11 protein-coding genes are annotated in these 14,498 nt (G+C 59.7%); 5 read left to right on the top strand and 6 right to left on the bottom strand.

Translation table 11 applies throughout. From position 1 onward, the window contains the following. Positions 1 to 14: 14 nt before the first annotated feature. The 5 genes from BQ5379_RS07080 to BQ5379_RS07060 form a co-directional block, all read right to left on the bottom strand. Positions 15 to 1,235, bottom strand: coding sequence for a DUF4857 domain-containing protein (locus tag BQ5379_RS07080; protein WP_071134787.1), 1,221 nt, complete (start codon positions 1,233 to 1,235; stop codon positions 15 to 17). A gap of 22 nt (positions 1,236 to 1,257) precedes the next feature. After that, the gene (locus BQ5379_RS07075) at positions 1,258 to 1,929 is read right to left on the bottom strand and encodes a hypothetical protein (RefSeq protein WP_071134786.1); all 672 of its coding nucleotides are present in this window, start codon (positions 1,927 to 1,929) and stop codon (positions 1,258 to 1,260) included. Positions 1,930 to 2,093: 164 nt separating this feature from the next. Next, a complete protein-coding gene (locus BQ5379_RS07070) occupies positions 2,094 to 2,981 on the bottom strand; it encodes an ABC transporter ATP-binding protein (protein ID WP_071134785.1) in 888 nt (295 codons plus the stop codon). A 155-nt stretch (positions 2,982 to 3,136) separates the two neighbouring features. Then, on the bottom strand, positions 3,137 to 3,712 hold the full coding sequence (locus tag BQ5379_RS07065) for a PepSY-associated TM helix domain-containing protein (RefSeq protein WP_071134784.1): 576 nt from the start codon (positions 3,710 to 3,712) through the stop codon (positions 3,137 to 3,139). Positions 3,713 to 4,002: 290 nt separating this feature from the next. Continuing rightward, complete coding sequence (locus BQ5379_RS07060) at positions 4,003 to 4,602, bottom strand: hypothetical protein (RefSeq protein ID WP_071135581.1); 600 nt, start codon at positions 4,600 to 4,602, stop codon at positions 4,003 to 4,005. A 302-nt stretch (positions 4,603 to 4,904) separates the two neighbouring features. On the opposite strand from BQ5379_RS07060, the gene BQ5379_RS07055 reads away from it, so the two are divergent. From BQ5379_RS07055 to BQ5379_RS07035, 5 genes are all read left to right on the top strand, one after another. Further along, on the top strand, positions 4,905 to 6,353 hold the full coding sequence (locus BQ5379_RS07055; RefSeq protein WP_071134783.1) for a DUF4932 domain-containing protein: 1,449 nt from the start codon (positions 4,905 to 4,907) through the stop codon (positions 6,351 to 6,353). Positions 6,354 to 6,548: 195 nt separating this feature from the next. After that, on the top strand, positions 6,549 to 8,015 hold the full coding sequence (locus BQ5379_RS07050) for a DUF4932 domain-containing protein (protein WP_159431228.1): 1,467 nt from the start codon (positions 6,549 to 6,551) through the stop codon (positions 8,013 to 8,015). Positions 8,016 to 8,150: 135 nt separating this feature from the next. Beyond that, complete coding sequence (locus BQ5379_RS07045; protein WP_083377640.1) at positions 8,151 to 10,898, top strand: TonB-dependent receptor; 2,748 nt, start codon at positions 8,151 to 8,153, stop codon at positions 10,896 to 10,898. Between the two features lie 39 nt (positions 10,899 to 10,937). Beyond that, positions 10,938 to 12,206, top strand: a complete 1,269-nt coding sequence (locus BQ5379_RS07040) for a DUF4876 domain-containing protein (protein ID WP_071134781.1) — start codon at positions 10,938 to 10,940, stop codon at positions 12,204 to 12,206. Between the two features lie 139 nt (positions 12,207 to 12,345). Next, the gene (locus tag BQ5379_RS07035; protein WP_143039409.1) at positions 12,346 to 13,878 is read left to right on the top strand and encodes a DUF6850 family outer membrane beta-barrel protein; all 1,533 of its coding nucleotides are present in this window, start codon (positions 12,346 to 12,348) and stop codon (positions 13,876 to 13,878) included. A 127-nt stretch (positions 13,879 to 14,005) separates the two neighbouring features. On the opposite strand, the gene BQ5379_RS07030 is transcribed toward BQ5379_RS07035, so the two are convergent. Continuing rightward, positions 14,006 to 14,443 (bottom strand): PepSY-like domain-containing protein, encoded by a 438-nt coding sequence (locus tag BQ5379_RS07030; protein WP_071134779.1) that lies wholly within the window; start codon positions 14,441 to 14,443, stop codon positions 14,006 to 14,008. Positions 14,444 to 14,498: the final 55 nt, after the last annotated feature.

The raw sequence follows: 14,498 nt of genomic DNA, 5'->3' as shown, positions 1-14,498 counted from the left end.
AGGGATGGGTGGTTTTAACGTTTCGAAAAGAGGAGCAGCCCGATAAAGGCGTAGACTCCGAAGAGCAGGATAAAGAGACATTGGGGCACGATCCGGATGGGGTTGGTTTTGCGGATCACGCAGAAGGCGACGGCCAGTACGGCTCCCAGAATCAGCGCCCAGCCCGAAATGTCGGTCACGCGGGGAATGACTTCGGTATCGAGCGATGAGGTGAACGAAAGGCGGAACGGGAAGAGGTATTTCCTGGCTCGTTCGACGGCGGTCGTTTCGGGAGCGGGGTAGGTGAGTTCGCGGAGCCGTCCGAAGTTGGCGGCATCGATGGCGTAGTAGTGTTCCGTGCCGTCGTGATCGCCCACCGAGAGGGTCCAGTCGAAGGGGTTGCCGACGATCAGCAGCCGCTGCCGGGTCAGGTCCACGGGCGGAATGTCGACCGGGTGGAGGGCATAGTCTCCGGTGGTCACGACATGGAGGCCGCCTTTGGTATCGGTCAGCAGGGCGTAGTACTGCCGGCCGCGGAATTCGGTGACGAAGATCCGGTCGATCTCCATCCCGTCGGGCAGTTCGACGGCCCGGACGTAGGGTCTTCCCTTGGTCTGTTTCATGTGGAAGAGCCGTCCGGTGGAGTCGGTGATGAAGAATCCCTCGTCGTACTCCTTGCGGGTGGTGGGGTTGCCGGCGATGATCCGGGCCGGGAAGGTGAAGCCCTTTTTGCGGAGCATCTCGGTGAAGGCGCTGCTTTTATCGGCCATCACGCTGTTGGTGGCGCAGTCGATGAAGGTGATGCCCTGGCGGTCGATGCGGAAAACGTCGGTCGGGGTCTCCAGATCGACCCGGCCCGACATCGATTCGAGCATCGGGTAGATCCCCGGACGGGTGGCATTCACCTCGCGCGGCGAACTGCGGAACATGAAGGTCTGGGTCTGTGCCATACGCGGGGTCACGGCAGTACCGCGCAGGGTGTCCGGAAAACGGTTGTCGGCAATCAGCTGGCGGTAGTAGAAGAAGGGCAGCAGGCTGTCGAACTCCCGTTCGGTGAAGGTACGTCCCGTGGCGTCGCGGTACTCGACTCCGCGGTCGCCGGACTGCAGGGAGACAAACTCACCGCTCACGGTGCTGTAGAGCGTAAACGGGGTGCGCGGTTTGGCACCGACCAGAAAATCGTAGGCCCAGGGCAGAATCCAGGCCAGCAGAACGGTGGCGATGAAAAAGAGGAGTATTTTGCTGAGTCGTATCATGGTGTGGTCGAAATGGTGGGGGTTAGTCCTGTTCTCCGGTCTTGAATCGATGGACCGAGAGCATGCTGAGCAGGCTCAACAGCAGGGTGAAGAGCGCCAGTCCGGGCAGAAAACGGTTGTAGGCTTCGGGTGCGGGGGCCAAAAAGAAGAGGCGCAGCACGCCGACTCCTACCAGCATATTGAGGATGCGTCGTTTCCAGGTGGGTTCGAGGCATACCCAGGCGGCCAGGAAGTAGGCGGCCAGTCCGGCCACGTACCACGGCAGGGCGGTCAGGATCACGCGGGCGAAGAGTTCGCGGGCCACGACTGCATCGAAGCAGAGCGAGATCATCGCCAGGCTGATCAGATAGTTCACGCAGAGCATCACGGTGCCGTAGAGCAGCATGGCGGCCACCATCCGGTAGTGGGGATAGGGCAGGTGGAGGGTCAACTTGATGCGGCTTTGCTGCATCTCGGGCATGAACTGGAACAGGGCCAGCAGCAGTCCCGCCAGCAGCGGCACGTAGGTGACCAGGTCAATGAAGATGGCGTCGCGTTCGAGCATCACCTCCCACAGGTGTACGGCGCCCTTGAATTCGATGACGCGGCTCACGTTGAGCAGGCAGTAGCCGGTCAGGGCGGCTAGCAGCACGGTCGAGAGGATCAGGTACCAGCGGGTCTTGATCCACTCTTTATAGCAAATGGTTTTTAACATATCACAATGTTTTACATGACGGGTCGGGAATCTCCCTTTGACATCCTTTGGCAGGCAGTGGCCTTGGCGGGCGGAGGCCTGCAATGGAATCACGGATGTGGTCCGGCTGCCTTTTCGGCAGAACAGGTTGTGGCCTTTCGGGAGGGAAATCCGCTCTGTGGTCATTAATATTTTCCGGTCAGTCCGATAAAGGCGTCTTCGAGTCCTACCCGGTGGCTTTGCAGGTCGGTGTAGGGCACCTGTTGCCGGTCGAGGATGCGGCGCACCTCCTCCTCGGGCAGGAACGAGAAGAGTTCGCCGCGGTTGCGGATGGTCGAGGGGTGGAAGAGCCGTTCGTCGTCGGGCAGCGGGCCGTCGGCCGTCAGCGTGAAGGTGTACTGCCGCACGGTGTCGAGCAGTTCGCCGATCGGTTTCTGGAGCAGGATGCGGCCGTAGTCGAGCATGATGCAGTCGTCGATGAGCCGCTCCATGTCCTGGATGATGTGTGAGGTGAGGAAGACGGTCTTGTTTTCGGCTTTGGCGTATTCGCGCAGGTACTCGATGAAGAGGCGCCGGTAGCCGGGGTCGAGCCCCAGCGAGAAGTCGTCCAGCACCAGCAGGTCGGGATTCTGGGCGAGGATCAGCCCCAGCGCCACCTGCGACCGCTGGCCGCACGACATGCGCGAGATACGCTGGCCGGGGGCCACGTGCAGCTTGTCCATCAGTTCGTAGTAGGCGGCGCGGTTCCAGCGGGGATAGAACGGCGCGTAGAACTTCTCGATCTGGGCGATGCTCATGAAGGCGTACTGGATGTGGCCCTCGATCAGCAGTCCGATGTTCTGCCGGGTGCGGGGATCCATCTGCTGGATGTTCTCGCCGAAAATGTAGCAGGCTCCCGAGCGGGGTTTGAGGTAACCGCTCAGGATGTTGATGGTGGTGGTCTTTCCGGTTCCGTTTTTGCCCAGCAGGCCGAGGATGCGTCCGCGGGGCACGCCGAAACTCAGGTTTTCGTATATCAGCCGCCGACCGTAGTAGTGGGTCAGGTTGCGGCACTCGATGATGTTGTCTGCCATAGGGTTGCGTTTGTCAGTGCGGGCGGCCTGCGGGGGACAGCGGGTGGCCGTTCGTCGGATGCGGAGTTTTCCGGTCGTAAGCCGTTTTTGCGGGTATGCGGAACTCTTCGCACGGCTCGGGGGTGGCACGGCTCGGGGCAGGCGCGTCGCGGGCTTTAGAAAAAGAAGAGGAACGCCAGCGGGAAGAGCAGGCCTGCGAGCAGTTCCACTCCGCCCCAGCCGATCAGCCCCTTGCGTCCCTTCATCATGGTGAAACCGGTGATGGTGATGAGGATCAGGGCGATGGCGAAGATGTCGGAGAAGAGGGTCCACCAGCGGCCGGGGTTGTAGTGGAGCCGGCTCACGGCGCTGAAGAAGGGGCGCCGTTTGAAGGCTTCGTATTCGGCCTGTCCGGTGGTGAGGTCGGCCACCACGCTCGACCCGCCCTTGAGGAACACCTTGACGGTATTCGGCTGCGGGAAGTAGTGCTTGGTGTAGGCCTGTTCCTCGTCGACGGGCCGGAGCAGGTGCTCTTTGACCCACTCTTCGGTCACGTTGCTGCGCGAGGGGAGGGTGCCTTCGATGGTGAAGGTGCGGCGGCTGATGTCGTAGTTGGAGTTGAAGGTCGCCTTGTGGTTCAGGGCGATGCCCGATATGGCGTAAATCAGGATCACGCCCGCGAAAAAGAAGGAGAAATCGCGATGGACACGGCGGCTGATTTTGCGCACGTTGTTCATGAATGACGATGCCATTCTTGATCTGTTTTTGTATGAAGGGTTGGTTCTGTTGGAAAAAGCGAGGAGCGGTGCATCCGGTGGCTGTTCGGTTCGATGACGGGTTCAGCGGCCAGCGGAGACGGTCTGCGGCCACCGAGGTGGAACGATCCGACGGGATTAAACGGCGGATGGTGTGCCGCTGCACGAGGGGAGGTTGGGCTGCCGGTCCTTAAACGGGGGATCGGCAGTGTGCCGACTGGGAGAGGGAAGGCGTGTCCGTCACTCCACGCCTCCCGGTCCGTTCGGCCGATCCAGGAAAGGGGTGCCTATTCCTGGATCGTGTAGGAGCTGCCGTCGATATAGTAGAACGAGAGGTAATCCTTACCCTCTTTGGCCTTGCGGTCGGCAATGCGTTGACGGAAGGCTGCGATGCGGTCGGCGGTCGAGACGGCACCGGTCGCTTCGCCGCGGGCTTTCTGTTCCGATTCGCAGCCCGCTCCGCTGTCGCCGTGTTTCTCTTCGGTTTGGTTCTTCACCTGCTCTTCCCAACGGGCCAGGTAGGCTTCGTCGATGCGTTGCTCGCGCAACGTACCGTTGATGGTCACGATGCTGTTCACGACCTCCTGCGGGAAGCTGCCGATCTGCTGGCCGGCTTCGACGCGGATGGTTTTGGTATCGTCGCTGCCCATCAGGAAGATCTTGCCTCCGCCGTGCGAGCAGATGTGGGTGCAGATGCCTTCGATGGTGATCGGTTGATCGACCAGTGTCTCGGCTACCGCCAGCAGCGAGTCGACGTCCATCGTTTTCACCGTGGCGCTTTGGTTTTCGGCCGTTTGGGCATTGCCGGAGGTGGAGGCGTTGCCGCCGCACGAGGCGAGGCTGAGGGCACCGGCGAGGGCCAGTGTGCAAAGAAGATACTTTTTCATGGTATGGTAGTTTTTATTGGTTTTCGTACGGGGAGTCAGTTCGGGTGTGGGCATGTCGAACCGAATGCAAAGGTAGTGGGGTGTTTCGGGGCGGGGAATCCCCAAAAATGGGGAAAAGCGTCGCCGGGCATCCCCGCTTTTGGGTAGGGGGGAGTGTGTCCAATAATTAGACATCCGGTGTCTAATTATTGGACACATGGGTGGAATAGACGTTTTTGTAATGTATTGATAAATAAGTATTTGTGCTGCTTGGCACGTTCTTTGGATTGAATGAACAACATGGAGAAACTTAACTTACAGTGATGAAAGCAGTGAAATTTCTGTGTGTGGCATGGTTGGCGTTGTTCACGTTGACGGCCCGTTCGCAGGCGACGGCTACGGTCGGTGTCGCGGCACCCGTCGTGGACCGGCGGGTCGAACTGATGACCATCGTTGCCCGGCTGGCCGATTTTCCGGAGTATCAATCTTCTTTGGTGCGGGCCTATACCGACAGTCTCGATGCCTGGTTCACCCCCTACCGCGACCATCCCGCTGTGGTGTATCTACGCGAGCTGAGGAAGCGGCAAGGGGTATCCTACAATGCGGTGCCGATTATGGGGGTCTACCTGAGCGAACCTCCCCGCCTGCGGGCGCGGTTGCCGCTGACCGCCACCCAACCCGAAGCGCGATGGGGTGTAAAATCCGGTACGAAGTTCATCCGTCTGCTGCGCCGTTTCTATCGCGACACGCGCTGCGAGGAGTTCTTTGAGCGTCAGGATACCCTGTTCGCTACCGTGGAGCGTAGTTTTCAACAGGTCTTCTCGGAGATCGACATGGAGTGGTTCGGACGTTTCTTCGGCGTTCAGTGTTCGGACGGCATGGTGCCGATTGTCGGAATGGGCTTCGGAGGCGGCAACTACGGAGGACGGATTCTCTATCCCGACTCAACGGTCGACAACTATGCCTTTATGGGGAGCTGGTCGCTTTGGGAAGGGCAGCCGATGTTCGATGCGGAGCTGTTCAAACGGACGATTGTCCACGAGTTTTGCCATTCGTTCATCAACCCGACGCTGGGGCGCGATACGTTGTTGTTATGCGCGGCCGAGGGACTCTATCGGGCCGAAGCCGAACGCATGAACCGACAGGCATATGCGGCTGGCAGTGTGGTGTTGTACGAGACGTTCGTTCGGGCGGCCGTGATCAGCTACCTGAAGGAGCATGCGACATCGGTAGCCGCGGAGAATGAGTTGTGGGCGCAGATAGACCTCGGCTTCGTCTGGATGCCTGAGGCGGTGGCGCTGCTCGAAGAGTATGCCGCCCATCGCGACCGCTATCCCGACTTTGTGGCTTTTGTTCCCTGCGTGCGGAGCTGGTGTCTTGAGACGGTCGGGAGTCTGGAGACCCTCTATGCGCGTCGTGAGACTGAACGCGAGGTGCGCCGCGAACAGGCGTTGAAGGTGGTGGCGGTCGAACCCTTCGGCAACGGAGCGCAGGACGTAGACCCCGCGCTGACCGAATTGACGATTCGTTTCGATCGTCCGCTTGTGGGGCGTGGCTATTCTTTCAATCCCCATCCCGATTCGGAAGAGGGGGTGCCCATGTATGGCAAGGCGCGTTATTCCGAAGACAAACGGGCGGTCACGGTATCCGTGCGGTTGAAGCCGGGGCGGACCTACCGGTTTTGGGTGTTGAAAGATTACAGTTTTGTCGGAGCCGACGGCGTCCGTATGTACGAAGATTACCTTGTCACGTTCCGCACCCGCGACAAGTAAACGGAACCGGTGCGGTTCTTGTGTGGGGACCGGCCTGCCGATCTTGAAGTGGCATACCCCTGTATGTCGCTTAAAATTCATAAATTTGAAGAGTACCGTATGGGGTGTGAAAAGAGTATGGGGGGATATGGCTTGGTGCCTTCATGGTGCGAAGGATATGCCGGGAGATTCAGTAATCCTAAAATACCGTTCAGTATGAAAAAGGCAATTCTTCTAATCGTTTGGACCGTTTTCATCAGTTGTGCGGCAGTTGCCCAGCCTGCGGCAACCGCATTTCACGGAATATCCGCTCCAAAAGTGGATCGCCGTCTGGAGTTGGTAACGATTGTGGCCCGTCTGGCCGGTCTACGTGAGTTCCAGTCGGAACTGGTTCCTCCCTATACGGACAGTGTGGATGCCTGGTTTGCCCCCTATCGCGAGCATCCGGTCGTCCAACACATGCGCCAGTTGCGTCAGACCAAACGGTTGGCTTATGATGCGGTGCCGGTGATGGCGCCCTACATGACCGAACCTCCGCAGATTGAGCCGCGGCTGACGCTGACGGAGACACTCCCCGACTGGCGGTGGGGCCTCGAGGGCGGAACCGAGTTTATCCGGTTGTTGAACGAATTCTACAAGGATGCCCGTTGTGAAGAGTTTTTTGCCCGACAGGATTCGCTGTACCGGGCCGTCGAAACCTATGTGGAGGGTGTTTTTCCGAAATTGGAGTCCGAGTGGTTCAACCGCTTTTTCGGCGAGGATTCGCACACGGGAATGATTCCCGTTATCGGGCTGATGCTCGGAGGGAACAGCTATGGCGGTGATATTGTTTATCCCGACTCGACACGGGAGATCTATGCCTTTATGGGTGGAGTGGGTATCCGGCGGAACAAGGAACCGGTCATGTTCGCCAATCGGATGGCCTATTTCAATACGCTGGTTCACGAGTTCGCACACTCGTTCGTCAATCCGGTATTGATTGCCGTTCCGGAGCTCTCGGCCTTGTCTACGGCTCTGTTTCAGGCCGAAGTGGATGCCCTGCGGGCGCAGCATTACGGAGAAGGGTACGGAATCGTTTGCGAAACGTTCACCCGTGCGGCGGTGATCCGCTATTTTATGGAATATGCCGATTCGGCGGTCGTAGCCGAGGCCATGCTCGACGAGACGGCGAACTGTCGTTTTATCTGGATGCCTGAGGCGGTGGAACTGTTGGGCGAGTATGAAGCGAACCGGGATAAATATCCCGATTTCCGAAGTTTCATGCCCCGGCTGACGCAATGGTGTGCCGAGACGGTGGAACAGATGGATACGATTCGGGCACGCCGTGAGGCCGAAGCGGAGGTGCTGCGTGAGAAAGCATTGAAAGTCGTAGCCATTGAACCGTTCGGTAATGGGGCCCAGGACGTAGATCCCGCACTGACCGAGCTGACGATTCGTTTCGACCGTCCGCTCGTGGGGCGGGGATACTCCTTCGGATTGGGGCCCGGAGGGGAGGCTACGCGGATCAAATTCGGCGACCTGGTCGGCTATTCCGAGGATAAGACCTCTCTGACTATGAAGGTGGAGTTGGAACCGAATCGGAATTATGAATTCCTGATATTGAGAAATTACGGGTTTGTCACCCCTGACGGAGTTCGGCTCTATGAGAATTACCTGGTTAAGTTTCGCACCCGTGACAAGTAATCCGACTCCGTGACGCCTGGCGGTGTGAAGGTTACGGATCGATTCGGGCCTCCCTAAAAATGGGGAGGCCCGAACTTTTTTTCCTCAAATGTGGCGATTGCCGTGCCCTGACCGCCCCGGTAACTTTGCAGCGCCATGATGAAAAAGACCCGCTGCCTGCTCTCCATAGTCCTTCTGTTGACCCTCCAGGGGGTTGCCGCCGCCGGAATCACGATCCGCGGAAAGGTGCTCGACGTGTCCACCGGTCAACCCCAGGATTATGCGCTGGTGCAGCTCTTTCCGGCCGCAACCGCCACGCCTCGCGGAACCATTACCGATGCACAGGGAGCCTTTGCTTTTTCGGCTTTGGAGCCGGGTGAGTATCGGGTCAAGGTGGCTTTCGTCGGGTACCAGACCTGGGAGCAGACCCTTCGGATCGATCGCGATACTACGCTGCGGATCGGATTGGTCATCCGCCCCGTGACTACCGGCGAAGTGGTTGTCACGGCTCAGGAGTCGCGTGGAGCTACCAGTGCCTCGCGCATCGACCGGCAGGCCATGGAGCACCTGCAACCCTCCAGTTTTGCGGACCTGCTGTCGTTGCTGCCCGGCGGCATGGCCGAGACGCCTCAGCTCGGGTCGCCCAACCTGATCCGGTTGCGCGAAGCCGGCATCAGCAGCGATGATTACGACATCTCGTCGCTCGGCACGGCTTTCGTGATGGACGGTGTGCCGATCAGTGCGGATGCCAACCTGCAGGCCATTCCCGGTTCGAGCAGCGACAATTCGATCGTTTCGCGCGGGCTGGACATGCGTTCGATCCCCACCGACAACATCGAGTCGGTCGAGGTGGTCCGCGGGATCCCCTCCGTGGAGTACGGCAACCTGACCAGCGGACTGATCAACATCCGTCGCCGGGCGACCGCCACGCCTTTCGAGGCGCGTGTGAAGGCCGACGAGTATGGGAAACTGGTCTCCCTCGGCAAAGGCATCGCCCTGCAGGGCGACGACAAGATTCTGAATATCGACGCCGATTACCTGACCGCCCGCAGCGATCCGCGCAATACGCTGGCCAACTATCGCCGCATTACCGGTTCGATGCGTTACAACAGCCGACGGGTCACCGACCGGTCGTCGCTCCGTTTCCGTTTGAGTCTCGATTACAGCACTTCGCTCGACAGCGAGAAAACCGATGCCGATGCGTCGATGGCGGGCGACAGCTACCGGGCCTCCTACAACCGGTTTGCCCTCTCCTCGAACCTGAACTGGGCCTTTTTCAAGGCCGGGCCCGTCAAAACGCTCGATGTGACCGCATCGCTGGCCCAGGAATTCAGTTACATGCACCAGATCAAACAGGTCTATCTGAACCGCGCCGTGCCGCTGCCGATCGGTATGGTGAACGGTCAGGAGTACGATGCCGAACTGCTGCCCTACAAATATACGGCCGACGTGGGGGTGGACGGCAAGCCGATGAACGCCTTTGTGAAGGCCGTGCTCGGGCTGGGCGGAACCACCGGAGCGGTCCGCCACAGCGGCAAGGTGGGGCTGGACTGGAAGTACGATAAAAACTGGGGCGCCGGCCAGATCTACGACATCACCCGTCCGTTGAGCACCAGCAATACCAACCGTCCGCGTCCCTTCTACGATATCCCGGCCAGCACCGAACTTTCGCTCTTTGCCGAGGATGTGCTCCGTTTTCAGGCGGGCGAACACCGTTTTATCGTGACGGCCGGCCTGCGGGCCATGATGCCGCTCAATATCGGTAAAGAGTATCAGATGCACGGCAAGATCTACCTCGATCCGCGGGTCAACGTACAGTGGAAGCTGCCGTCGGTGGGGAGCGGGGCGGCCCGTTGGGATTTCGAACTGGCCGGCGGTATCGGTCGCCACACCAAGACCCCGACGCTCGACCAGCTCTATCCCGACCCTCTCTATGCCGACCTCGTGCAGTTGAACTACTACCCGACCGATCCGGCGCTGCGGCGTGTGAACATGCTGACCTACGTCTGGGACAACGCCAACTACGATCTGCGGCCGGCCCGAAACCTGAAGTGGGAGTTCCGCTTCAGCGCCGCCCACCGCGAGATGAACTTCTCGGTGACCTATTTCCAGGAGCGGATGCGCGACGGATTCCGTACCATGACCTACTACAAGGCATTGCCCTACAAGAAATACGACGCCAGCGGCCTCGACCCCGCGACGCTGACCGCCCCGCCCGACCTTTCGACGCTGCCCTACACGTGGGATACGCTGCTCAACACCTATGGCCGTTGGGCTAACGGCACGCGGATCGACAAACAGGGGATCGAGTTTCAGTTCTCGACGCCCCGTATCGAGCGTATCCGCACCCGGATCACGGTGAACGGCGCCTGGTTCCGGACCACGTACAGCAACAGCGCCCCGATCTACCGTTCCGCGACGATCAACCTGGGGGGCGATCCGGTCAAGTATGTGGGGCTCTACGACTGGGAGGACGGTTCGATCCGTCAGCAGTTCAACACCAACGTCACGTTCGACACCTATCTGAAGCAGTTGGGACTCACCTTCTCGACCACGTTCCAATGCCTGTGGTTCACCAGCAGCCAGCCGTTGTGGAACGACGGTGTTCCGGTGGCGTGGGTCGACGCGTCGGGCACCGAACACCTCTTCACCGAGGCCGACCGCACCGATACCCAGCTGCAATGGCTCGTGCAGACCTACTCCGACGGTTATTTCGACCGTTCGACCGTCCCCTTCAGCATGGATGTGAACCTGAAAATCACGAAGGATTTCGGTCGCTGGGCGCGCCTGGCGATGTACGTCAACCGCCTGTTCGGAGCCTATCCCGACTACTACCGCAACGGAGTGCTCGTGAGACGCTCGTCGTCGCCCTATTTCGGCATGGAGCTGAACCTGAAATTCTGACCCCTCACTCGGATATTCAATCTTAAAAACATACCAACCATGAAACAACTCAAACGACTGGCCCTGCTCTGTGCAGCGGCATGTGTGTTCGCCTCCTGTTCGGACAACACCCCGAAACAGGTTTCCATCGGCAGCGAAACGATCGAACTGACGGCTCCGTCGAATTTCACCTCGATGACGGTCACGAGCGGTACCTACACTTTTACCAACGTGACCACCGGCGTCGCCACCGAGATTGCCTATCCGCTTCCGACCGGCGCATCGGTCGAGGAGGGGCTCTACAACGTGAAGTTCGTGGGCGAAGCCGAATGTGTGGTCGACCTCAGCAAGGCTGACGACGCGACCTCGCAGAGCTCCGTGACCGTCAAGATGCAGGGGGCGCAGACCAACGTGGTCGTCAAGGCCGACGGCAGCTTCAAACTGACCCTGGCGCTGTCGGTGGTGCCCGAATCGAGCAACGACTTCGTCATCTCGGAGATCTATTACGTAGGTTCGGCCTATGCGCCCGATGCCAGCGGAAGCCAGAAACAGTATAATGGCGACGCGTACATCAAGATTACCAACAACTCCGACACGGTGCTCTATGCCGACGGCTTGGCTTTCGTCGAGTCGGCCTTTACGACCTCGACCAAGAACGACTATACGCCCATGATTCGCGACTCGGCCATCACAGTGGATGCGGTGTTCGTGATTCCGGGCAGCGGCAAGCAGTATCCGGTTCAGCCCGGCGAGTCGATCGTCATCTGCGACAACGCCCAGAACCACAAGGAGGCCGATCCGGGCTTCATGGATCTGAGCGGTGCCGACTTCGAGTGGTTCACCAATTCGACCAACGCCAACTATCCCGACATCGACAATCCGGCAGTGCCCAACCTGGAGGTTTACTATTGCTACACGGCGACCATCTTCGTGATGAACAAGCAGGGAACCAAGGCCTATGCGCTGGTGCGGATGCCGCAGGGGATGACCAAGGACCGCTATCTCAACGAATACACCTATTCGGCCTACTACACCAACATCCTGGGTAAGCCGACCACCCCGAAAACCTACTACAAGATTCCGAACGATTGGGTGGTGGACGCCGTCGAGATGCGCGGTTACAAGTATGAATTTGCGTGGTCGGTGTTCGATCCGTCGCTGGACATCAGCTACACCTACTGCGGCGACCTGAATGCCGGAACGATCAACTACGGGACGGCCGTACGTCGTAAGGTAGCCTATACGAACGACGAAGGCCGCGACGTGTTGCAGGACACCAACAACTCGGCCGAGGACTTCGAGCGCAACGTGACCCCCTCGTTGCAATAGTGCGAAGGGGGGGCGTGTCGAGCCTGCCCGGAAGGGGCATGTGGACCCCAAAAATACCCGTTTTGAAGATTCGAGCCCTGTCGGGCGGATCGCGCTGCGGGTGAACTTGTGTATGATTTGTTAAGAACTCAATCGTAACGTGAATTTTGTTCGACCGATTTTATTGGGGCTGTTCGGCTGGTGCAGCCTGACGCTGCGGGCTGCGCCCGCCGATACGCTGACCCTGTTCGGACGCGTGATGTCCGACGCCTCGCCCGCGGAAGCATTGCCCGACGGATTGTTGCGCAACCCCGCGGCCGAGTGGTACCGGCAGGAGTTTTCTCTGTCCGAGCTGGCGATTGGCTACGACCGCGACCGGCGCGGTGCCGCGTCGCTGGCTCAGGAGGGCGACGGATACGACGGTTTCGGATTTGCGGCCCGTTCCTTTGTGCGGACTTCGGACCGCGGACGGGCTTTCGGTTCGGCCGGCTACACCAACGGCACGCGGCGTAACGTACAGTGGAGCGAGACGGCCGATTTCGCGCTGCTCTACCCCTATGTGACGGCCGATTCGGTGGGTGGAAGCCTGACTTCGGAAACCTACCGTTTTTCGGGCGGCTACGCCCACCGGACGGGAGCCTGGACCCTGGCGGCGAGTCTGGCCTATCGTGCCCTGCTCGAGTATCGCGAGGTCGATCCCCGGCCGCGAAACGTGGTCTCCGACCTGCAGGCGTCGCTGGCTGCGGCACGCAGCGTGGGGGCGCGTTACGAACTGGCGCTGGCCCTGCACGGTCGCAAGTACGGGCAGCGGGGCGACATCGCCTTCTACAACGACATGTACCAGGCCACCGTATATCACATGACCGGGCTTGGTCTGGATTACGTCCGTTTCGCGGGTATCCAGACCAGTACGAACTACTCCGGTTGGGGTGCGGGCGGATCGGTCGATCTCTTTCCGGCCTCGCGGAGCGGTTTCTCGGCTTCGGTCGGCTACGACTACTTCACCTTCAGCAAGCAGATGAGCGGGCTGAACAACCTGCCGCTGGTCACGGTCGCCGACCACACTCTGCGATTCGTGGCGGCCTACGGTCGCAGCGACGCGGCGCGAGCCTGGGGCGTAACGCTCGAGGGCGACTGGCGTCAGCGTCACGGCACGGAGCATATCTTCGGCGATGCGACCGGGAATATCTATACCGAGATTGCGACCTCCAGCGGCTATGCCGACCGTACGGTCCATGCGACCCTGTCCGGCTTCGTCGGTACCTGTCCCGATGCGGAACGGGTGGTGTGGTGGGTCAAACCTTCGGTATCGTATCTCGATTTTCGCTCCGATTACCGTTCGGCAGCGCGCTATCTGAACTTTTCCCGCTGGCAGGCCGGCGTGGATGCCGGCGTTATGCGGGCCTGGGGACAGTGGATGCTGCAGGCCGGTGCAGGGGTGGCGCTGTCGGGACGTGTGGCCGGGGAAATGGCACTGCCCGGGGCCGATTTCTCCTCTTCGCGCATTGTGGCGCTTCAGTCCAATTACCGCTATTTGACGGATGATTTTACGCGGCTGAAGATGAACCTGCGGCTCAACCGTCAAATCGGGCAGGGGCGGATGCTCTTCCTGCGCGGCGAGTGGACGAACGACTGGTTCTCGGCTTGCGGAACGGCCTCCGGTTGGTCGGTGGCCATCGGTTTCGGATTCTGACCGTGCAGCGCTTCCGTATGGCAAGCGACCATGCGGAGCGGCAGAACCGGACGGTCTATGAATACGGCAGGGCCGTGCTCAGCATACACTGAGCACGGCCCTGTCTGTTTGCTGTCCGGCGCGGCGGTTAGTCGTCGATGTCGATCAGCTGGAACTGTTTGTTGAAGGTCAGTTCGAGCCGGTTGTCGAGTTTCACGTCATAGTCCGACGAACCGCGTTCGATCTTCAGGATGGTTGCTTTCGGATAGTTTTGTTTCACATAGGTGGCAATCTGTTGCGGAATCAGCGCGGCGGGAACCTGGGTGCGTTTGCAGTCGAGCTCCGACCATTCGCCCGATCCGTTGAACTCCAGCTTGTTGCCGTTGGTGAAGAGCACTTCGTAGGAGGTCGAGAAGAAATCCTTGTCCTCTTTGGCCAGCGCGATTTTTTCGTTGGCGAAGTACTGTTTGATGAGCTGCTGGGCCTTGGCGGGCAGCTGGGTGACGGTGATGGGCCGATCGTCGTCGGCGCGAACGGTGGTCTGCAGGGCGAAGATGGCTACGAACAGAATGAGAAGCTTTTTCATGGCGTTATCGTTTTTTAGTTGGTTTGACTTTGTTGCGTAGTGTTTTCGGTTGAAC

This window comes from Millionella massiliensis (assembly GCF_900104655.1).
Classification (GTDB): Bacteria; Bacteroidota; Bacteroidia; order Bacteroidales; family Rikenellaceae; genus Rikenella; species Rikenella massiliensis.
Note: the sequence above shows the minus strand (reverse complement) of the source record. Positions and strands in the feature narration are given on the sequence as shown.

Coding starts and splice junctions, on each gene's coding strand:
- BQ5379_RS07080 (WP_071134787.1), bottom strand. CDS start 1,235: ATGATACGACTCAGCAAAATACTCCTCTTTTTCATCGCCACCGTTCTG.
- BQ5379_RS07075 (WP_071134786.1), bottom strand. CDS start 1,929: ATGTTAAAAACCATTTGCTATAAAGAGTGGATCAAGACCCGCTGGTAC.
- BQ5379_RS07070 (WP_071134785.1), bottom strand. CDS start 2,981: ATGGCAGACAACATCATCGAGTGCCGCAACCTGACCCACTACTACGGT.
- BQ5379_RS07065 (WP_071134784.1), bottom strand. CDS start 3,712: ATGGCATCGTCATTCATGAACAACGTGCGCAAAATCAGCCGCCGTGTC.
- BQ5379_RS07060 (WP_071135581.1), bottom strand. CDS start 4,602: ATGAAAAAGTATCTTCTTTGCACACTGGCCCTCGCCGGTGCCCTCAGC.
- BQ5379_RS07055 (WP_071134783.1), top strand. CDS start 4,905: ATGAAAGCAGTGAAATTTCTGTGTGTGGCATGGTTGGCGTTGTTCACG.
- BQ5379_RS07050 (WP_159431228.1), top strand. CDS start 6,549: ATGAAAAAGGCAATTCTTCTAATCGTTTGGACCGTTTTCATCAGTTGT.
- BQ5379_RS07045 (WP_083377640.1), top strand. CDS start 8,151: ATGATGAAAAAGACCCGCTGCCTGCTCTCCATAGTCCTTCTGTTGACC.
- BQ5379_RS07040 (WP_071134781.1), top strand. CDS start 10,938: ATGAAACAACTCAAACGACTGGCCCTGCTCTGTGCAGCGGCATGTGTG.
- BQ5379_RS07030 (WP_071134779.1), bottom strand. CDS start 14,443: ATGAAAAAGCTTCTCATTCTGTTCGTAGCCATCTTCGCCCTGCAGACC.